Here is a 19,756-nt window from a genome sequence, read left to right on the forward strand (position 1 = left end):
CGGCATGCGGGGCGTTTGTCATGGTGTCCTCGGTCAGGCCGCTCGTCGGGTGCCCGACGAGCGGACCCGTGCGGCTGAAGCGGTTTACAATCGTTTGCATCGGGCGTCGCAAGCGTTGCCCTGCGCGTCGCCCCCGTTCGACAGGATGCCAACGATGCCAACGACCCCAGCGAATTCCCAGGTTCCTCGCCAGCGGCGCGTGCAGTGTGCGAGCGCTGCCGGCCTTCACCACGTCGCCTATACCGAGTGGGGCGATCCCGCCAACCCGCGCGTGCTGGTCTGCGTGCATGGGCTGACCCGTTCCGGGCGCGATTTCGACCGGCTCGCCGCGGCGCTGTCCGATACGTATCGCGTCGTCTGCCCCGATGTCGTCGGGCGCGGCCAGTCGGACTGGCTGGCCGATCCGCGGCTCTATGCGATCCCGCAATACGTGTCCGACATGGTGACGCTGATCGCGCGGCTCGACGTCGAATCGGTCGACTGGTTCGGCACGTCGATGGGCGGGTTGATCGGCATGGCGTTCGCGGGGCTACCGGGTTCGCCGCTGCGCCGGATGATCGTCAACGACGTCGGCCCGCGCATCGAACCCGAGTCGCTCACGCGCATCGGCGAATATCTCGGCGTGCAGCCGCGCTTTGCGACCCGGCAGGAGGGCATCGACTATCTGACGTCGCTGTCGCTGCCGTTCGGGGCGCTGACCGCCGACGAGTGGAGCGAGATCAACGGGCCGCTGCTGCGCGAGCTGCCCGAAGGGGGCTGGACGGTTCGCTACGATCCGCGCATCGCCGAACCGTTCAAGGCGACGACGCCCGAATTGGCGGCGCTCGGCGAGGCTGCGCTTTGGCACGCGATCGAGACGACGAACGCGTCGCTGCTCGTCGTGCGTGGCGAGGCGTCCGACCTGCTGTCGCGCGAGACGGTGGCCGAGATGGAGCGTCGCGGCCGGCATGTGACACACGCCGAGATCCCAGGGGCGGGCCACGCGCCGGCGTTCATCGACGCAAGCCAGATTGCGCTCGCGCGGCGGTTTTTCGTCGAAGGCGGCGCATAAACGCGTCATAATATGCGGTTCGGCGGCACGCGGGCCGTGCCGCCGACCGAATCTCCATCCACTCACGACCGGAACATTCCATGGCAGTCATTCGTCACCACGTCGGGGCCCGTCTCTCCGAAACCGCGATCCACAACGGTACCGTGTATCTGGCCGGCCAGATCGCCGAAGACACCACACAGGACATCAGGGGCCAGACGCGCGAAGTGCTCGGCCACATCGATCGCCTGCTCGCCGAAGCGAACAGCGACAAGGCGCATCTGCTGTCGGTTCAGATCTACATCTCGGATCTGGCGAACTTCGAAGGCATGAATGCGGAGTGGGATGCATGGGTCGCGCACGGCAACACGCCGCCGCGCGCCACTGTCGAGGCGAAGCTCGCGGATCCGGCACTGCTCGTCGAGATCGTGGTCGTCGCTGCGCAGCGGAGCTGAACGCAACCCGACGATGATCGCATTTCGCCAGGCCGAGCAATGACCGAGTCCGTTTCCGCCTCCCCCGTCGCGGCGCCGTCGTTCGACGACGTGCTCGCGTTCGTGCGCGAGCGGGCCGGCGACGTGCGCCTGTCGTCGGGCGAACTGCTCGCCGATCACTCGGCGGGCACGGCGTCGATCATGCGCACGCTGAATGTCGATCCGTCCGCGATGCAGGCGGCCGCGCTGTTCGTGCTGACGCCGCACCTGAGCGACCCCGAGCGCGAGCTCACCGAGCGTTTCGGCGACGAAGTGGCGCGGCTCGTGTCCGACGTGCGCAAGCTGTTGCGGCTCGGTACCGTCAGCCTGCGTGCCGCGCAGAACGCGGGGGCCGACGCGGGGCGCGATGCGGCCGAAGAGCGGCGCACGCAGATCGAGGCGCTGCGCAAGATGCTGCTGGCGTTCGCACAAGACATCCGCGTGGTGCTGATCCGGCTCGCGTCGCGCTTGCAGTCGCTGCGCTACTACGCGGCCGCGAAGATCGACCCGCCGCCCGACGTCGCGCGCGAGACGCTCGAGATCTACGCGCCGCTCGCGAACCGTCTCGGCATCTGGCAATTGAAGTGGGAGCTCGAGGATCTCGCGTTCCGCTTCGAGGATCCCGTCACCTACAAGCGGATCGCGAAGCTGCTCGACGAGAAGCGCATCGAGCGCGAAGCGTACGTCAAGCAGGCGATCGACCGGTTGCAGCAAGAGCTGGCGGATGCGCACATCCAGGCCGACGTGAGCGGCCGGCCGAAGCATATCTACAGCATCTGGCGCAAGATGCGCGGCAAGGAACTCGACTTCTCCGAGCTGTACGACGTGCGCGCGTTTCGCGTGATCGTGCCGGACATCAAGGATTGCTACGCGGTGCTCGGCATCGTGCATCACCTGTGGCAGCCGGTGCCGAAGGAATTCGACGACTACATCTCGCGGCCGAAGCCGAACGGCTACAAGTCGCTGCACACGGTCGTGATCGGCGACGACGGCCGCGCGTTCGAAGTGCAGATCCGCACGCAGGAGATGCACCGCTTCGCCGAGTACGGCGTCGCCGCCCACTGGCGCTACAAGGAAGCCGGCGCGCGCGGCTACGGCGGCCAGTTCTCGGCAAGCGACAAGTACGACGAGAAGATTGCATGGCTGCGCCAGCTGCTCGCGTGGAAGGATGACGTCGAGGACGGCGCGGAACAGTCGGGCGACAAGGCGTGGGCGCAATTGCGTGAGACGTCGCTCGACGACGATCACATCTACGTGCTGACGCCGCAGGCGCGCGTGATCGCGTTGCCGCAGGGCGCGACGCCGGTCGATTTCGCATACCACCTGCACAGCGAGCTTGGCCATCGCTGCCGTGGCGCACGTGTCGACGGCGCGATGGTGCCGCTCAATACGCCGCTCGCAAACGGCCAGACGGTCGAGATCGTTGCGGTGAAGGAGGGCGGGCCGTCGCGCGACTGGCTGAACCTGCAGCTCGGCTATATGAAGAGCCCGCGCGCGCGTCAGAAAGTGCGGGCGTGGTTCAACTCGATCGAGCAGGAAGAAAACGTCGCGCATGGCCGCGCGCTCGTCGAAAAGACGCTGCAACGCGAGGGCAAGACGTCGGTCAGCCTGGACAATCTCGCTGCGAAGCTCGGCTTCAAGTCGCCCGAGGAGTTGTTCTCGGTCGTCGGCAAGGAAGAGTTCAGCCTGCGCAATGTCGAGCACGCGCTGTCCGATGCGCCGCCGCCCGAACCGGCGCCCGAGGCGCCTGCCGATTTCGAGAAGCGCAGCAGCGGCGCCAGCGTGGCGCATGGCGCGTCGACCGGTGTGCTGGTCGTGGGCGTCGACGCGCTGCTGACCCAGCTCGCGCGCTGCTGCCGTCCGGCGCCGCCCGATCCGATCAGCGGTTTCGTCACGCGCGGCAAGGGGATGTCGATCCACCGCACCGATTGCCCGACGTTCCGCCGGATGGTCGAGCGCGCGCCGGAGCGCGTACTGCAGACGACCTGGTCGGCCGACGTGCTCGGCGGGCGCGGTGCGTCCGTCTATCCGGTCGACCTGATGATCGAGGCGAGCGACCGGCAAGGGTTGCTGCGCGACATCTCCGAAGTGTTCGCGCGCGAGAAGATGAACGTGGTCGGCGTGAAGACGCAGAGCCGCCGCAATGCGGCATTCATGCAGTTCACGGTCGAGGTGTCGAACTCGGCGCAGGTGCAGCGCGCGTGCACGCTGCTCGGCGAGGTGCAAGGCGTCGTGCGGGCGGGGCGGAAGGCCTGATGTGGGGTTCGAACACCGTTATTTTGCTGCGACCGCATAAAAATACTTGCCAAGCGGGTAACGGCTCCATATAATCTTAGCTTCACTAGGCTCGTAGCTCAGCTGGTTAGAGCACCACCTTGACATGGTGGGGGTCGTTGGTTCGAGTCCAATCGAGCCTACCAACGAATTGAGAATGCCCGGCCTCCGGGTGTTCGATGCAGCAAATAACTCAACGCGAACAAGGCGAATACGGTTATGACACCGCGAACGTTGACCGAAACCTTTTCGGAGCGACGCTAGTCGAGGAACCCTTTCGCCCTTTCAGTTTGAGTGAAGTATCGAATGCGGCCCCTCGAAAGCGGGGCCGCATTTTTTTTGTCGCGACATTTTCCCGCGTGATTTTTATATCGCGTACCTGGTCTGCCGCCCACTGTCGGCATCACGGAGATTGCTATGGTTTCGATACGCTTGCCTGACGGCTCAGTTCGACAATACGAGCATCCGGTGACAGTTGCCGAGGTTGCAGCCTCGATCGGTCCCGGCCTTGCGAAGGCTGCGCTTGGTGGCAAGCTCGATGGCGAGCTCGTCGATACGTCGGCCGTGATCGACCGCGACGCGTCGCTCGCGATCGTGACCGACAAGGACGCCGACGGCCTCGACATCATCCGTCACTCGACGGCGCACTTGCTCGCGTACGCGGTGAAGGAACTGTACCCGGACGCGCAGGTGACGATCGGCCCGGTAATCGACAACGGTTTCTATTACGACTTCTCGTACAACCGCCCGTTTACGCCCGAAGATCTGGAAAAGATCGAAAAGCGCATGCAGGAGCTCGTGAAGAAGGACGAGCCCGTGACGCGTCGTGTCGTGTCGCGTGACGAAGCGGCGGGCTACTTCCGCAGCATCGGCGAAAAGTACAAGGCCGAGATCATCGAGTCGATTCCGCAAAGCGACGAAATCAAGCTGTATTCGCACGGCGGCTTTACCGATCTGTGCCGCGGCCCGCACGTGCCGTCCACCGGCAAGCTGAAGGTCTTCAAGCTGATGAAGGTTGCCGGCGCGTACTGGCGCGGCGATTCGAAGAACGAGCAGCTGCAGCGCATCTACGGCACGGCCTGGACGAAGAAGGAAGACCAGGACCAGTACCTGCACATGCTCGAGGAAGCGGAAAAGCGCGACCACCGCAAGCTCGGCAAGCAGCTCGACCTGTTCCACATGCAGGAAGAGTCGCCGGGCATGGTGTTCTGGCATCCGAAGGGCTGGGCGCTGTGGCAGCAGGTCGAGCAGTACATGCGCCGCCGCGTGAACGAAGCCGGCTACCTCGAGATCAAGACGCCGATGATCATGGACCGCTCGCTGTGGGAAGCGTCGGGTCACTGGCAGAACTACCGCGAGAACATGTTCACGACGGAGTCGGAGAAGCGCGACTACGCGATCAAGCCGATGAACTGCCCGGGCCACGTCCAGGTGTTCAAGCACGGCCTGCGCTCGTATCGCGACCTGCCGCTGCGTTACGCGGAATTCGGTTCGTGCCACCGCAACGAGGCGTCGGGCGCGCTGCACGGCCTGATGCGCGTGCGCGGCTTCGTGCAGGACGATGCGCACATCTTCTGTACGGAAGACCAGTTCATCTCGGAATCGATCGCGTTCAACACGCTGGCGATGAGCGTGTACAAGGACTTCGGTTTCGATCACATCGACATCAAGCTGTCGCTGCGCCCCGAGCAGCGCGCCGGTACGGACGAAACCTGGGATCGCGCCGAGCAGGGCCTGCGCGACGCGCTGACGGCGTGCGGCCTCACGTGGGAAGAGCTGCCGGGTGAAGGCGCGTTCTACGGTCCGAAGATCGAGTACCACATCAAGGATGCGCTCGGCCGTTCGTGGCAGTGCGGCACGCTGCAGCTCGACATGGTCCTGCCGGAGCGCCTCGGCGCCGAGTATGTCGCGGATGACAGCAGCCGTCGCCGTCCGGTGATGCTGCACCGTGCGATCGTCGGTTCGATGGAGCGTTTCCTCGGCATTTTGATCGAGCACCACGCTGGTGCGATGCCTGCCTGGCTCGCGCCGTTCCAGGCAGTTGTGCTCAATATCGCCGAAAGTCAGGCCGAATATGCGCAATCTCTGGCCCAAACGTTGCAAAAACAAGGGGTTAGAGTGACGGCCGATTTGCGCAATGAGAAGATTAGCTATAAAATACGCGAGCACACGCTGGAAAAGGTGCCTTATCTCCTCGTCGTGGGGGATAAGGAGCGTGATGCGCAAACGGTAGCCGTGCGTGCCCGTGGCGGCGTCGATCTTGGCGTGATGCCGGTCGAAGCCTTCGTTGAGCGTCTGCAGGAAGACCTGCGCTCGTTCAAGTAACCGCCCTGGCAGCGCGGCTCGTTTTTTTAATTTTTAGAGGAAACGTAACATCGCTACTGATAAGTCGTCGCACCGCATCAACGGTGAAATCACTGCGCCGGAAGTGCGCCTGGTCGGGATCGAGAACGAACCGCTCGGTATCGTAAAACTCGCTGATGCTTTCCGTAAATCGGAAGAACTGGATGTTGACCTGGTGGAAATCGCGCCGCAAGCGGTTCCCCCGGTTTGCCGTCTGATGGATTACGGCAAGTTCAAGTACCAGGAGTCGAAGAAGCAGCACGAAGCGAAGCTGAAGCAGAAGGTCATCCAGGTCAAGGAAGTCAAGTTCCGCCCGGGTACCGATGACGGTGACTACAACGTCAAGCTCCGCAATCTCGTGCGCTTCCTCGAAGAAGGCGACAAGACGAAGATCACGTTGCGTTTCCGCGGCCGCGAAATGGCTCACCAGGAAATCGGTATGCGGATGCTTGAGCGTCTGCGCACGGATCTCGAGGAAGTCGGCCAGGTCGAGCAGATGCCGAAGATGGAAGGGCGCCAGATGATCATGGTGCTCTCGCCGAAGAAAAAGAAGTAACGGGCCCGCGCGCGTCGCGCGCAGGTTCGCAGAGGTTCGGCGCGTTGCCCGGTCAGGGCGGCGCGCCAACAATGACGGCGGCTGCGCAAGCGGTTCGCCGTACACAAGTGGACTGGGTTTCGAAGGGCGGGTCAAGGGCGCAAGCCAACCGCACACCCATCGCCATCTAATAAACTGGAGTTGTTCGTCATGCCTAAGATGAAGACCAAGAAGAGTGCTGCAAAGCGCTTCGTGGTGCGTCCGGGCGGTACCGTCAAGCGCGGTCAAGCCTTCAAGCGTCACATCCTGACCAAGAAAACCACGAAGAACAAGCGTCACCTGCGCGGCGCAACGGCAGTTCATGATTCCGATCTGAACTCCGTCCGCGCGATGCTGCCGTTCGCGTAACCCCTAACTGATACTCTAAGGAGAGAAACATGCCTCGAGTCAAACGTGGGGTAACCGCACGGGCCCGCCACAAGAAGATCATCAACCTGGCCAAGGGTTATCGCGGCCGCCGCAATAACGTCTACCGCATCGCCAAGCAGGCGGTGATGCGCGCTGGTCAGTACGCGTACCGCGATCGCCGCAACAAGAAGCGTGTGTTCCGCGCACTGTGGATCACGCGTATCAACGCGGCAGTTCGCCAGCACGACATGACCTACAGCGTGTTCATCAACGGCCTGAAGAAGGCGTCGATCGAACTCGACCGTAAGGTTCTGGCCGACATGGCGGTGTTCGACAAGGCTGCTTTTGCTGCGATCGTCAAGCAGGTGAAAGCCGCCGTTGCAGCCTAATTGCGAAATTAGCACTGCGTGGTTAGTTGCAGCGAGGTTCCGGTAGTCTCGGCCGCTGCAGCGAAAACGGGGCTCTTCCGAGCCCCTTTTTTGTTTGGTGGGCGATTTCGCTCGCCAAGACCGAATGACGTTGGAAATGATGGGATCTATGGATCTGGACCAGATTGTCGCCGACGCGCAGCAGTCCTTCGAACAGGCTGCCGACATCACCACGCTCGAAAACGAGAAAGCACGATTTCTCGGCAAGTCGGGTGCGCTGACCGAGTTGCTGAAGGGCCTCGGCAAGCTCGATCCCGAAGCACGCAAGACCGAAGGCGCACGCATCAACGTCGCGAAGCAGCAGGTTGAAGCCGCGCTGACCGCCCGTCGCCAGGCACTGGCCGACGCGCTGCTGAATCAGCGCCTCACTGCCGAAGCGATCGACGTGACGTTGCCGGGCCGCGGCGCCGGTGCAGGCAGCCTGCACCCCGTGATGCGCACGTGGGAGCGTGTCGAACAGATTTTCGGCTCGATCGGTTTCGATGTGGCCGACGGCCCCGAAATCGAGACCGACTGGTACAACTTCACGTCGCTGAACAGCCCGGAGAACCATCCGGCGCGTTCGATGCAGGACACCTTCTACGTCGAAGGCAAGGATGCCGACGGCCGCCAGCTGCTGCTGCGCACGCACACGAGCCCGATGCAGGTGCGTTACGCGCGCATGAACCGTCCCCCGATCAAGGTGATCGCGCCGGGCCGCACGTATCGCGTCGACAGCGATGCGACCCACTCGCCGATGTTCAATCAGGTCGAGGGGCTGTGGATCGACGAAAACATCAGCTTCGCCGACCTCAAGGGCGTCTATACCGACTTCCTGAAAAAATTCTTCGAGCGCGACGACATTCTCGTGCGCTTCCGTCCGTCGTATTTCCCGTTCACGGAACCGTCGGCCGAGATCGACATGATGTTCGAGCAAGGCAAGAACGCCGGCAAGTGGCTCGAGATCTCCGGTTCGGGGCAGGTGCATCCGACCGTGATTCGCAACATGGGCCTCGATCCCGAGCGCTACATCGGCTTTGCGTTCGGCAGCGGCCTCGAGCGCCTGACGATGCTGCGCTACGGCGTCCAGGATCTCCGGCTGTTCTTCGAGAACGACCTGCGTTTCCTGCGCCAGTTCGCGTAACGCCGCGCGCCGCGCCGACCTGTGCCCGTGCACGCCCCCGACGGACGTTTCCGAGGGGCCCGGGCGTCGATCTAACCTGTTTCGAACGTAGACATCCATGCAATTCCCTGAATCCTGGTTGAGAACCTTTGTCGACCCGCAGCTGACGACCGACGAACTGTCGCACGCGCTGACGATGGCGGGGCTCGAAGTCGAATCGCTGAGCAAGGCTGCGCCGCCGACGTCGAAGATCGTCGTCGGCCGCGTGCTCGAAGTCGTCAAGCATCCGGATGCGGACAAGCTCAATGTCTGCCAGGTCGACGCCGGCACCGGCGCGACGCTGAATATCGTCTGCGGCGCACCGAACGTCGCGCCGGGCATCAAGGTACCGGTCGCGCTGGTCGGCGCGGAACTGCCGCCGGCAGAAGAGGGCGGCAAGCCGTTCGCGATCAAGCTGTCGAAGCTGCGCGGCGTGGAGAGCCAGGGCATGCTGTGCTCGGCGCGCGAGCTGAAGCTGTCCGAGGATCACAGCGGCCTGCTGGTGCTGCCGGAAGACACGCCGGTCGGCCAGGACATCCGCGAGACGCTCAATCTCGACGACACGATCTTCGAAATCAAGCTGACGCCGAACAAGGCCGACTGCCTGTCCGTGTTCGGCATCGCACGCGAGACGGCTGCGATCACCGGCGCACCGCTGACGCCGGTCGACATCCGCCCGGTGCGCGCCGAGCTCGACGAGACGCTGCCGGTGCGCATTGCCGCCCCCGATCTGTGCGGCCGCTTCTCGGGTCGTGTGATCCGCGGCGTGAACGCGCATGCGAAGACCCCGCAGTGGATGGTCGAGCGCCTCGAGCGTTCCGGCCAGCGCAGCGTGTCGGCGCTCGTCGACATCTCGAACTACGTGATGTTCGAGCTCGGCCGTCCGTCGCACGTGTTCGATCTCGACAAGATCCACGGCGGCATCGAGGTGCGCTGGGGCAAGCGTGGCGAATCGCTGAAGCTGCTCAACGGCAACACGGTCGAACTCGACGAAACGGTCGGCGTGATTTCCGACGACCGTCAGGTCGAAAGCCTGGCCGGCATCATGGGCGGTGACAGCACGGCCGTCACGCTCGATACGACCAACATCTACCTGGAAGCCGCATTCTGGTGGCCGGACAGCATCCGCGGCCGCGCGCGCAAGTACAACTTCTCGACCGATGCGGCGCATCGCTTCGAGCGCGGCGTCGACTACGCGACGACCGTCGAGCACGTCGAGCGCATCACGCAACTGATTCTCGAGATCTGCGGCGGCAAGGCCGGCCCGGTCGACGATCAGTCCGTGAACCTGCCGCAGCGCGCGCCGGTGAAGATGCGCGTATCGCGCGCGAACCGCATCATCGGCGTGCAGATCGGCGCCGACGAGATCGCAAGCATCTTCACGCGCCTCGGGCTGCCGTTCGAGCGTGCAGACGACGCGTTCCTCGTCACGCCGCCGTCGCATCGCTTCGACATCGAGATCGAGGAAGACCTGATCGAGGAAGTGGCGCGCATCTACGGCTTCGAAAAGATCCCGGCGCGTCCGCCGGTCGCGACGAGCGAAATGCGCGCGACCAACGAGACGCGGCGCTCGATCCACGACATCCGCCACGCGCTGGCCGCGCGCGACTACGCGGAAACCGTCAACTTCAGCTTCGTCGATGCGGAGTGGGAGCAGGATTTCGCGGGCAACGACCATCCGATTCGCCTGCTGAACCCGATCGCGAGCCAGCTGTCGGTGATGCGCACGACGCTGTTCGGCAGCCTGATTTCCGTGCTGCGCCACAACCTGAACCGCCGCGCGGATCGCGTGCGGGTGTTCGAGGCTGGCCGCGTGTTCCTCACCGATACGGCGGCGAAGGCCGGCGAGCTGACGGTCGAGGGCTACGTGCAGCCGAAGCGCGTCGGCGCGCTTGCCTACGGTCCGGCGCTCGACGAGCAATGGGGCACGGCGACCCGCGCGGTCGATTTCTTCGACGTGAAGGGCGATCTCGAAGCACTGCTCGCGCCCGCAACCGCACGCTTCGTGAAGGCAGAGCATCCGGCCCTCCATCCGGGCCGCAGCGCGCGCATCGAAGTCGATGGCCGTGCGGTCGGCTGGATCGGCGAGTTGCACCCGCGCCTGATGCAGAAGTACGAGCTGCCGCACGCGCCGGTGATGTTCGAGGTCGACGCGGACGCGCTGATTGCACGTGCGTTGCCCGCGCCGACCGACGTATCGAAATTCCCGCCGGTTCGTCGCGATATCGCCGTTGTCGTCGATCAGGCGGTCGAGGTTCAGGCACTTTTCGACGTAATGAAGAAGGCGCTTGCCGAAGAGGCCTGCCGATTCGTTCAGAAGGTTGTACTCTTCGACGAATTTCGTGCAAAATCAAATACTTCCGGTGGTCTTGCCGCGCACGAGAAGAGCCTTGCCTTCCGCGTGACGCTGCAGGACGCGGCTGGCACGCTACAGGACGAGGTCGTCGATCAGGCGATCCAGACGCTGGTCGAGCGGATGGCTCGTGCCGGTGCGCGCCTGCGCGGCTAAGGAGGAGGTCCGCCCGCTCGCGGGCGGCCTTTTCCGATCGTAAGTTTTGATTTAACGCGCTGTATGGCAGATATGAACGACATGACCTCGAGTGAATTCGAAGCCCTCCTGACGGCGCAACGCAGCGCCATGAACCGCGACGCTTCGGCGCCGGCGTCCACCGAGACGCCCACGCTGACGAAGGCGGAACTGGCGGAGCTGCTGTTCGACAGCGTCGGGCTGAACAAGCGTGAAGCGAAGGACATGGTCGAGGCGTTTTTCGAGGTGATCCGTGACGCGCTCGAAAACGGCGAGAGCGTCAAGCTGTCGGGGTTCGGCAATTTCCAGTTGCGCGACAAGCCGCAGCGCCCGGGCCGCAATCCGAAGACGGGCGAGGCGATTCCGATCGCGGCCCGCCGGGTGGTAACCTTCCACGCGAGCCAGAAGCTGAAGGCGCTGGTCGAAAACGGCGCGGAGTAAGCCCCGCGCGCTGACGTCTCCGCGCGGCCGCCGCGCACCCTTTACCGACGGTTAACCGACGATGACCACTACGGTTGAGAAAGTCGTCTTGCCTCCGATTCCCGCGAAGCGCTACTTCACGATCGGTGAAGTCAGCGAGCTGTGCGGGGTCAAGCCGCATGTGCTGCGTTATTGGGAACAGGAATTCACTCAACTGCGGCCGGTGAAGCGGCGCGGCAATCGTCGGTATTACCAGCACCACGAAGTGCTGCTGATCCGGCGGATTCGCGAGTTGCTGTACGAGCAGGGATTCACGATCAACGGCGCGCGCAACCGGCTCGATTCGCCGGCCGGCGAGCGGGCCGCGGCAGCAGCCGTCGAGCCCGAGGCGCAGGCCGCCGATGCACGCACACCGGGCAAGCCAGGCACGACCGTCGACGTCATTGCATTGCGGCAGGCGCTGCTCGACGTGATCGATGGACTGAAGCACGACTGAGTGCGAAGCGCGAAGAATGAAGTGAAAAGCCCGGTTGGCAGCGTGCCGCCGGGCTTTTTTCATGCGTGCCGCGTGCGTTTCAGCGTGACGCGAGCGGGTTCTTCTGCCCCATGTCGACGACCAGCGTGCCGTCCGGCAGCATTCGCACCGAGCCCTGCGCGACCTGGCCGCGGTAGCCGTACAGGTCGAAACGCATCGGGCCGGCCTCGGCCGAATTCCGGATCAGCGCGCGCACGTTCAGTTCGAGCACGTTGAACATTTTCATGTCGCCGCCTTCCATCCACATGTAGCTCGGTGCATCGATCTGCGGCCGTTGCGGCGCGGGCGCGCCCGCCATGCGCCTGAACGTGAGGCGCAGCCCGTCGCGCTCGACCGTTGCCTGTCCGAGCTTGCCGTTCAGCACGGGGGGCGGGAACACAGTGTACTGGTCGAGCACGAGCGTGTCGCCACGCAGTTCCGCGCCGCGCCGCTGCAACGGCGTCAGCGACGCGAGCTCGATGCCGAGCGAACGCAGCAGCTTCGCCTGCGGGATGCCGAGCACCGACACCTGGGACGGTTTGAATGCGAGATGCCGGTCGTCGAGCACGGACAGCGTGCCCTTCATGTCGGTCGGCAGCCAGACGCCCGGCACGTGGTTCCACAGCTTGATGCCGCCCTGGACGCGCAGGTTCGTGCCGTCCGCGCTCAGTTGCAGGTCGTTGAGGGAGCGGGGTGAGTAGTCGAGCAGATAGTTGTTGAAGAGCGCCGACATCGCCTTCCACGACTCGACGACGGTGCCGCCGAGAATGCGGATGTCGTACTGGTTCGGATCGTCGAGGTCGACGGGTTCGCCAGGCCGCTTCGAGACGAGCTCGACGTCGAGGTCCTCGACGTGAAAGCCGATATCCCCGGACAGGTTGAAGTCGACGTTGCGCAGATGGATCGTCGGGTTGCGGTTCGACACGTGCCGTTCGTTGAACGGCGTGGTCGACGTGCGCCGCATCGCGACCTTCTGCATGCCGGGGTGGGCGGGGTTCGCCGCGAGTGCGTAGGCTTCCCAGTGCTGGCGTATGTCGCGCAACGCACTCTGTTGCGCGGCGAGGAAGCTGTCGTTCAGGCGCGCAGTCGCGTTGCCGAGCAGCGCGCCGCTGGCCGGGCCCGCATACGACGGCATCCGGATCGCCATCGCGCCGCTTTCGTCGAAATTGAAGTAGCCGGCCGACACCTGGTCGCGATAGTGATAAAGGTCGAATACGAAAGTCTGGTCACGTTTCGTGGAATCGACCGGACCGATCAGGATGTCCGCGTTCATCGGCATCGAGCGCATGAACTTCACGTCGCCGCCGCGAATGTACATCGCTTGCTGCGGCGCGTTCGCGGGCATCGCGAAGCCGGCATGCGTGCCGTCGTCGAGCTTCAGGTCGAGCCCGGCCGGCGTCACGCGCAGCGCGGTGATCGTGAGCTTCAGGCGCGGCGGCGGCATCAGCTTGTCGACCGACATCACGAGATCGTCGCCGGCGAGTTGCGCGATCGGCGTCTGGACTTTCAGCAGGTCGGCCATCTTCACGTTGGCCGCGCGCATCACCGGCTGCGCGTTGATGCCCGATACGCGCACGCCCGTCGGATGGAACACGAGCTGGCTGCCGTCACGGATCGCGAGGGTGCCGGTCAGCGAGAACGGCACCCAGCCGTCGCGCTGCATCTCGCCTTGCAGGTGGATCACGCCGTCGCCGGCCGACACGGCGAGCTTGCGCAGCGGTGCGTTGCGGTAGCCGAAGATGTACGTGTTGAAGAGGGCGGTGAGCTTCGCGTCGTCGAGCGTGACCGTGCCTTCATGCACGTCGATCTGGAAACTGGTCGGATCGTCGAACACGATCGGCGCGCCGGCTTGCGTCGGTACCAAGGTGGCCGACAATTGATGGATGAAGAAGCCGAGATTGTTGACGATGCGGAAATCGACGTCGCGCAGGAACGTCATCGCGCCGTTCTGGCCCGAGTCCCGCAGCGTGAACGGACGCGGTTGCGTGAGGCTGATCGATGCGAGCGACGGCACGGTGCGTGCGACCTGCTGCTCGCGGGCGAGGCGTTCGGCCTTGGTGCGTTCGATCTTCGTCGACGCGACCGACGTGTTGCCGTCACGCTGCGCGGATGATTCCGCGCAACCGGCGCATAGCAGCGCGAGCGCCAGCACGCCGCAGCCGAACACGCGGGACGTCTTGGGCGAGAGGGGGCGGGCCGCACGTGGCGGGCCGGAAATCCAGTCGAAAATTGCCAAAGGCGAGCGATGGCCGCGCCGGACCGCATTCCGCATCGTCTGTCTCCATGTCTTGTCGTGATCGACGGCGGCGCGCGCCACTGCACGGCGCGAGCGTCGATGCCGTGCAGTGTGGCATAGCGTGCTAGAGCGGCGTTACCAAACAACGGGCGCCGGGGTGCGCCCGTCCGGCGGGCTGCGGGACAATGGATTCGGGGTGGTTGGGCGGCCGGATCAAACGGTCGTTTGGTTTGCGCGGCCCGTCGTTGGCGAATGTTTCTGCGATCGGGAAAATCCGCCGCAGCCTTGGCCGATGCGGGTTTCGCCGGATGCGACGGGCAGCGGCCGCGGCGGTCGAAGCGAGGATGCGATCCGGCCCCCGTCGCAACTGCCGCGAGTCGATCAGACCAGCATATGCTGCCGAATTGCGTTCAGCGTCGCCTGGTCGAGTTGCAGCCCGTTCGCGATATACGACGTCATCGAGCCGTAGGACGCGGCGACCTGGTCGAATGCTGCCTGCAGATAGTCGGTGTGCGCGCCTTGCAGCGCGGTCATCATGTCTGCCGCATTTTGCCCGCCGGCTTTCTGCGCCTGGGCGACCGAAGCGGCGATTTCCGATGCGCTATAGACGTTCGTCAGCAGATAGTCGGCGAGTATCGTCTGCTCGGACGCGCCGAGGATCGTGTGCAGGATCGCGGTTGCCCAGCCCGTGCGATCCTTGCCGGCCGTGCAGTGGAACACCAGGTTTTCGCCGGAGCCGGCGAAGCCGGTGAAGAGCGCGTGATAGCTGGCATGCGCGGTGTCCGACGTGACGAACGCGCGGTACATGCTCAACATGAATGCCGTCGCGGTGGCGCCGGTGGTCGGGATCGGATCGATGCTGGCAGCCCCGAGCACGTTGAGGTTTTGCCAGGTGGCGCCGGCCAGCGGCACATCCGGTTGCGTCTTGATCTCGGCGGGCGTGCGCAGGTCGCAGACCTGCCTGATGTCGAGGGTGCCGACGGTGGCGATGTCCGCGGCCGACAACGCGAGCGCGGATGAACGATAGAGCACGCCTTTTTTCATCTTCGCGCCGCTCGTTGTCACGTAGCCGGTTCCGTCCGGCCCGGCCGTGTCGCGAAAATTCGATGCGGAACTCAGCCGCGGTGTCGTGACCGGCGCGACCGAAATCGAGTCGCCTCCGCATGCCGACAGAAGCGATGCGCTTCCCAGCGCCACGCCTATCGTGCCGGCGCCCAGCCGGAGAAAATGTCGACGGGAAATTTCGTTTTTCTGATGCATTCAATGCCCTGTGTCGGAGACGGTTACAAGAGGTCGCGACTGCGGTGGTGACCGAAGTCGCCCCTGTATCACGCGACGCGGCAAAGCCGGGGCGGGCCGGATCGATCGGCATGCAGTCGGACGGTTCGCCCCTGCGCATCGATCTCGCGCCGGGTAACCGCACGGTAGCGATTTGCGGCGAACCGGCCATCGTCCTTTTCGATTAGGTCGTAATGCCGGTTGCCGGTGTCGGCTGCGCGTTGTCGACAGGTAGGATCGGCGGCAGCAGCGAGGTAAGATCGGCATCAGTGGCTGTATCGACCAAAGCACAGTAGCCATCACGGGGAAACGTCATGGATCTCAAGGAAGTCGACGTATTGGGTGCGGGCGTGGGCGATCACTGGTACTACGCGTCGAAGGCGAGTGCGATCCGTCGGTTCCTGGGGGTGCCAGGTGCAAACCGGATACTCGATGTCGGTGCAGGCTCAGGCTTTTTCTCGAAGCACTTGCTGGAGCGTACGCAGGCGACGGAGGCGTGGTGTGTCGATACGAGCTACGCCGACGATACCGACGGCGAAGCGTCCGGCAAGCCCATCCACTTTCGGCGATCCATTGATCGATTCGACGCCGATCTCGTGTTGCTGATGGACGTGCTCGAGCATGTCGACGACGATGTCGGTCTGCTCACGCAGTACGTGAAGGGTGCGCCGTCGGGTAGCCGCTTTCTGATCACGGTTCCCGCGTTCCAGTTCCTCTGGAGCGGTCATGACGATTTTCTCGAACACAAGCGCCGATATACGCTGGGCAGTCTCGAGGAGGTGGTGCGTCGCTCGGGGCTCGACGTCGAGCACGGCGCCTATTATTTCGGTCTCACGTTTCCGCTTGCGGCAGCGTTGCGGCTCGGCGAGCGGGTGCGTCGGCAGCCGAGCGAGCCGGCGTCGCAATTGCGTCGTCACCATCCGTTCGTCAACGGCTTGCTCAAGTCGATCTGTCGGATCGAGTTACCGATATTCCGCTTCAACCGCGTCGCCGGGCTGACGGTCATCTGCGTTGCGCGCAAGCGGTGACGGCGAGGCCGAGTCGTGTGGTTGGTGGGCAATTCGTCCATGCCACGCGCGTCGTTGCTCGCATCGGCGCCTTCACGCCAAAAAATTTCACAAGAATATTCACAAAATGCATGCGACCCGTTCTAAATCGCAAAACTGTCTGTTATAATTTTTTTCTTTCGGGGCGTAGCGCAGCCTGGTAGCGTACCTGCATGGGGTGCAGGTGGTCGGAGGTTCAAATCCTCTCGCCCCGACCAGACAAAGAACCCGCGTCAGCTCAGGCTGACGCGGGTTTTTTCTTGCCGGTCGCTTTTTTGCACATCGCGGCGCGGCCCCGGTAAAATGCAAGGTTGATCCACGGAAAGCGCCGTGATTTAGCGGAAGAGGATTCCCCGAACATGACTGATCTTCGTCTTACCATGCGGTTCGCTGCAGTGCTCGCCACCGGCGCGCTCGTCGCCGGTTGCGGTACGTCGTCGCCCACGAAAGTGGACTACAAGAGCGATTCGAAATCGAAGGAAGCGTCGCTCGCAGTGCCGCCCAACATGCTCGACGAGACGGCCGATCAGCGTTCGCTGCCGCCCCAGGGCGGCGCGACTTCCCTGTCCGCGCTTCAGCAGGTCCAGCAGGCAGCGCCTGCGCTGGACACTGTTGCTCCGGCCGTCGCGGGCATGCATATCCAGCGCGACGGCACCGAGAGCTGGCTCGTGATCGACGGCAAGCAGCCCGCCGCCGTCTGGCCGCAAGTTCGCCGCTTCTGGCAGGAGCAGGGCTTCCTGCTCGTCGTCGACCAGCGCGACAAGGGCGTGATGGAAACCGACTGGAACGAAACCCATCCGCAGATCAACGACGGCCTGATCCGTAGCGTGATCTCGAAGGCGATGGGCAACTCGTACGTGACGGCCGAGCGCAACAAGTACCGTACGCGTCTCGATTCGGCGCCGAATGGCGGCACCTACGTGTTCATCAGCCAGAAGGGGATGCGCGAAGCGATCACGGGCTCGAACAACGATTCGAGCAAGTGGGAACCGAAGCCGAATGATCCCGCGCTCGAGACCGAATACCTGAAGCGATTGATGGCGGTGCTCGCACAGAACGAGCAGCGCGCGAAGAACGGCGAGCCGCCAATCGCGAACATCAAGGACAACACGGTACCGGTGGCCAAGGACAAGAAGGCGGACGACGCATCGTCGAAGGCTGCTGCAGCGATTGCCGCGCAAAACGTGTCCCGCACGTCGGCGCAAGGCAACGATGCGGCTGATGCTGCCGTTCCGTCGGAAGTCACGCTTGGCGAGCCGTACGACCGGTCGTGGCTGCGCGTCGGTCTCGCGCTCGATCGTGCGAACTTCACCGTCGACGATCGTGATCGCACGAAGGGCCTGTATTTCGTGCGCTATGTCGATCCGAAGGATCTGACCTCGGCCGAGCAGGGCTTCTGGAGCCAGTTGTTCCACGGCAAGAAGGAAAAGCAGGCGAAGCAGTACCGTGTCAACGTGAAGGCACTCACGGCCGACCAGACGCGCATCGCGATCGTCGACGATTCGGGTGCGATCGATACGTCGTCGCCGGCTCGCCAGATCATGGGGCTGCTCGTGAATCAGCTTCGCTGATCTCGACTTTCTCCGCGGCAATGAAAAAGCCCGCCACATGGCGGGCTTTTTCATTGCCGCTCGCTGGCGCGCATGTGTGCCGGAGGTTCGGTCCCTCCTCGTGACGTTACGTAACATCCGCGCGTTACGGCGGCAAAACCCATGTCGCATCGTCGAAAGCCAAAAATTTATCCTTATAAATCAATGAGGTGGTCGGTTTGTGGCAGTTGGCACGCAACCTGCTTTATATATTGGAATTGTTGAAACAGGGAGGATGGCGTCAGATGCCGGGGGTGCGCCGCGAGCGCCCGAACAACGGTATCGACGTCTTCGAATGTCGACGCGACAAGCGTCGGCGCAACGGATGACGATCCGCGCCAGCGTGCGGATCCCGATGGCCCCGTCGCCTATCCTCGTAGGGCGACGGTTTCGCCCGCGCTTCTCTGAAGCGCGGGCTATTTTTTTGGGGCCGTCGTGTGACGCCGTGCTGGCGCAGCCAATGCGCGATTCGCGTATTCTCGGGCTTTTCCAGATGAAGGGGGAACGGGAATGGCGGAAATTGCAGTCGTGGCGCTGATCGTGGCGAAGCCGGGCGCCGAGGAGAAGTTGCGTGCCCAGCTCGAAGGGATCGTCGAGCCGACCCGCAACGAAGCAGGGGCGTTGCAGTACGACCTGCATCGGGATCTGAAGGAGCCGGCGCGATTCGTATTCGTCGAGCGCTGGGAAAGCGAGGAGGCGCTGGCTGCTCATGCGCGTTCTGCGCACATTCTCGCTTATCGGGAAGCGGCCGCGGACTGGATCGAGCGTTCCGAAATCCGCGTGCTGTCGAAGCTCGTCTGAGCCGGGCGGGGCGACCGGACGTGTCCGGTCGCGGGATGCGTCAGTGCGACGTGTTGGGTACGTCGAGGATCAGGATGATCGTCCAGTCGGCGTCGCCGTCGTGATGGTACTGGCGCTCGGCGACGATGAACGGTTGCTGCTTGCCTTGCGGGCCGAGGAAAAGCACATCGCCCTCCATCGGCAGGCACTCGATCGGCGGCAGCGCGAGGAACGCGTCAGCCGAGCCGCGGGGCATCAGTTGCTTGATCTGGCGAGTGGCGGCTTCGGTCCACTCGATGTCGAGTTGAATGTTGCTCATGCTGTCCTCCGCACCGGGGTGCGCACGGGTGGAAAATTTCGGTGCGCGACTTTAGCACAGCGCACGAGCACCGCAACCAAAAAAGCCGAACCCGGTTGCCCGGATTCGGCTTTTCGCTTGTGCGGTGCCGCCGAACTTACTGGCTGGCGGCGTCTGCGGCCTTGGCAGCCTTCTTGCCGGCCTTCTTCGCAGCAGCCTTGTGGTGAGCAGCCTTCTTGCCGTGGTGATGCTCTTCCTGCACCGCCGGCTGTGCGGCTTCCGCCGCTTGCTGCTGCTGCAGCGCCTGTGCGCGCTGCTCGATCTCGGAGATCTTGGCCGGATCGGTAATCGTCTTGATTTCCGTGCTCTCTTGCGCATACGCTGCGCCAGTCAGCGCCGACATCGCTACCAGGATAGCCAGGGACGTCTTCTTCAT

19 protein-coding genes and 2 tRNA genes are annotated in these 19,756 nt (G+C 63.8%); 17 read left to right on the plus strand and 4 right to left on the minus strand.

Features of this window, described 5'->3' with window-relative positions; genetic code table 11:
* The first annotated feature begins 154 nt into the window (after positions 1 to 154).
* The 12 genes from CFB39_RS07720 (at position 155) to CFB39_RS07780 (ending at position 12,075) form a co-directional block, all read left to right on the plus strand.
* Positions 155 to 1,051: an alpha/beta fold hydrolase gene (locus CFB39_RS07720; RefSeq protein WP_089472641.1), complete on the plus strand. Its 897-nt coding sequence runs from the start codon at positions 155 to 157 to the stop codon at positions 1,049 to 1,051.
* Positions 1,052 to 1,131: 80 nt separating this feature from the next.
* Positions 1,132 to 1,485, plus strand: a complete 354-nt coding sequence (locus tag CFB39_RS07725; RefSeq protein WP_069247804.1) for a RidA family protein — start codon at positions 1,132 to 1,134, stop codon at positions 1,483 to 1,485.
* A gap of 39 nt (positions 1,486 to 1,524) precedes the next feature.
* On the plus strand, positions 1,525 to 3,759 hold the full coding sequence (locus CFB39_RS07730) for a bifunctional (p)ppGpp synthetase/guanosine-3',5'-bis(diphosphate) 3'-pyrophosphohydrolase (RefSeq protein ID WP_089425199.1): 2,235 nt from the start codon (positions 1,525 to 1,527) through the stop codon (positions 3,757 to 3,759).
* An 87-nt stretch (positions 3,760 to 3,846) separates the two neighbouring features.
* Positions 3,847 to 3,923: transfer RNA gene (locus CFB39_RS07735), tRNA-Val, on the plus strand.
* 271 nt (positions 3,924 to 4,194) lie between these two features.
* Positions 4,195 to 6,102 (plus strand): threonine--tRNA ligase, encoded by a 1,908-nt coding sequence (gene thrS, locus CFB39_RS07745; RefSeq protein ID WP_089425200.1) that lies wholly within the window; start codon positions 4,195 to 4,197, stop codon positions 6,100 to 6,102.
* Positions 6,103 to 6,151: 49 nt separating this feature from the next.
* The gene (infC, locus tag CFB39_RS07750; RefSeq protein WP_071734130.1) at positions 6,152 to 6,676 is read left to right on the plus strand and encodes a translation initiation factor IF-3; all 525 of its coding nucleotides are present in this window, start codon (positions 6,152 to 6,154) and stop codon (positions 6,674 to 6,676) included.
* Between the two features lie 189 nt (positions 6,677 to 6,865).
* A complete protein-coding gene (gene rpmI, locus CFB39_RS07755) occupies positions 6,866 to 7,063 on the plus strand; it encodes a 50S ribosomal protein L35 (protein WP_004191477.1) in 198 nt (65 codons plus the stop codon).
* Positions 7,064 to 7,092: 29 nt separating this feature from the next.
* Positions 7,093 to 7,452, plus strand: a complete 360-nt coding sequence (rplT, locus tag CFB39_RS07760) for a 50S ribosomal protein L20 (RefSeq protein WP_004192938.1) — start codon at positions 7,093 to 7,095, stop codon at positions 7,450 to 7,452.
* A 148-nt stretch (positions 7,453 to 7,600) separates the two neighbouring features.
* A complete protein-coding gene (gene pheS / locus CFB39_RS07765) occupies positions 7,601 to 8,614 on the plus strand; it encodes a phenylalanine--tRNA ligase subunit alpha (RefSeq protein WP_006486107.1) in 1,014 nt (337 codons plus the stop codon).
* A 97-nt stretch (positions 8,615 to 8,711) separates the two neighbouring features.
* Complete coding sequence (gene pheT, locus CFB39_RS07770; RefSeq protein WP_089472642.1) at positions 8,712 to 11,141, plus strand: phenylalanine--tRNA ligase subunit beta; 2,430 nt, start codon at positions 8,712 to 8,714, stop codon at positions 11,139 to 11,141.
* A gap of 72 nt (positions 11,142 to 11,213) precedes the next feature.
* On the plus strand, positions 11,214 to 11,600 hold the full coding sequence (locus CFB39_RS07775; RefSeq protein ID WP_006486093.1) for an integration host factor subunit alpha: 387 nt from the start codon (positions 11,214 to 11,216) through the stop codon (positions 11,598 to 11,600).
* A gap of 61 nt (positions 11,601 to 11,661) precedes the next feature.
* Positions 11,662 to 12,075: a MerR family transcriptional regulator gene (locus CFB39_RS07780; RefSeq protein WP_089472643.1), complete on the plus strand. Its 414-nt coding sequence runs from the start codon at positions 11,662 to 11,664 to the stop codon at positions 12,073 to 12,075.
* Positions 12,076 to 12,154: 79 nt separating this feature from the next.
* Here the strand turns inward: CFB39_RS07780 and CFB39_RS07785 are convergent, their stop codons facing one another.
* Entirely contained in the window at positions 12,155 to 14,365 is a 2,211-nt protein-coding gene (locus CFB39_RS07785) for a hypothetical protein (protein WP_089472644.1), read from the minus strand.
* 345 nt (positions 14,366 to 14,710) lie between these two features.
* Positions 14,711 to 15,526 carry a tyrosine-protein phosphatase gene (locus CFB39_RS07795; RefSeq protein WP_256991366.1) on the minus strand — a complete coding sequence of 272 codons (816 nt, stop codon included), beginning with the start codon at positions 15,524 to 15,526 and terminating at the stop codon, positions 14,711 to 14,713.
* Between the two features lie 107 nt (positions 15,527 to 15,633).
* On the opposite strand from CFB39_RS07795, the gene CFB39_RS40140 reads away from it, so the two are divergent.
* From CFB39_RS40140 to CFB39_RS07815, 5 genes are all read left to right on the plus strand, one after another.
* Complete coding sequence (locus CFB39_RS40140) at positions 15,634 to 15,795, plus strand: hypothetical protein (protein ID WP_175867779.1); 162 nt, start codon at positions 15,634 to 15,636, stop codon at positions 15,793 to 15,795.
* A 126-nt stretch (positions 15,796 to 15,921) separates the two neighbouring features.
* The gene (locus CFB39_RS07800) at positions 15,922 to 16,635 is read left to right on the plus strand and encodes a bifunctional 2-polyprenyl-6-hydroxyphenol methylase/3-demethylubiquinol 3-O-methyltransferase UbiG (RefSeq protein ID WP_089472646.1); all 714 of its coding nucleotides are present in this window, start codon (positions 15,922 to 15,924) and stop codon (positions 16,633 to 16,635) included.
* Between the two features lie 159 nt (positions 16,636 to 16,794).
* Positions 16,795 to 16,871: transfer RNA gene (locus CFB39_RS07805), tRNA-Pro, on the plus strand.
* Between the two features lie 141 nt (positions 16,872 to 17,012).
* Positions 17,013 to 18,224 carry an outer membrane protein assembly factor BamC gene (bamC, locus tag CFB39_RS07810; RefSeq protein ID WP_089472647.1) on the plus strand — a complete coding sequence of 404 codons (1,212 nt, stop codon included), beginning with the start codon at positions 17,013 to 17,015 and terminating at the stop codon, positions 18,222 to 18,224.
* Between the two features lie 528 nt (positions 18,225 to 18,752).
* Entirely contained in the window at positions 18,753 to 19,043 is a 291-nt protein-coding gene (locus CFB39_RS07815; RefSeq protein WP_039339313.1) for a putative quinol monooxygenase, read from the plus strand.
* A gap of 40 nt (positions 19,044 to 19,083) precedes the next feature.
* Here the strand turns inward: CFB39_RS07815 and CFB39_RS07820 are convergent, their stop codons facing one another.
* Positions 19,084 to 19,341 (minus strand): hypothetical protein, encoded by a 258-nt coding sequence (locus CFB39_RS07820; RefSeq protein WP_021162409.1) that lies wholly within the window; start codon positions 19,339 to 19,341, stop codon positions 19,084 to 19,086.
* A 136-nt stretch (positions 19,342 to 19,477) separates the two neighbouring features.
* Positions 19,478 to 19,756 (minus strand): hypothetical protein, encoded by a 279-nt coding sequence (locus CFB39_RS07825; RefSeq protein WP_039339310.1) that lies wholly within the window; start codon positions 19,754 to 19,756, stop codon positions 19,478 to 19,480.

Origin of the sequence: Burkholderia sp. AU6039 (assembly GCF_002223365.1) — a bacterium.
Classification (GTDB): Bacteria; Pseudomonadota; Gammaproteobacteria; order Burkholderiales; family Burkholderiaceae; genus Burkholderia.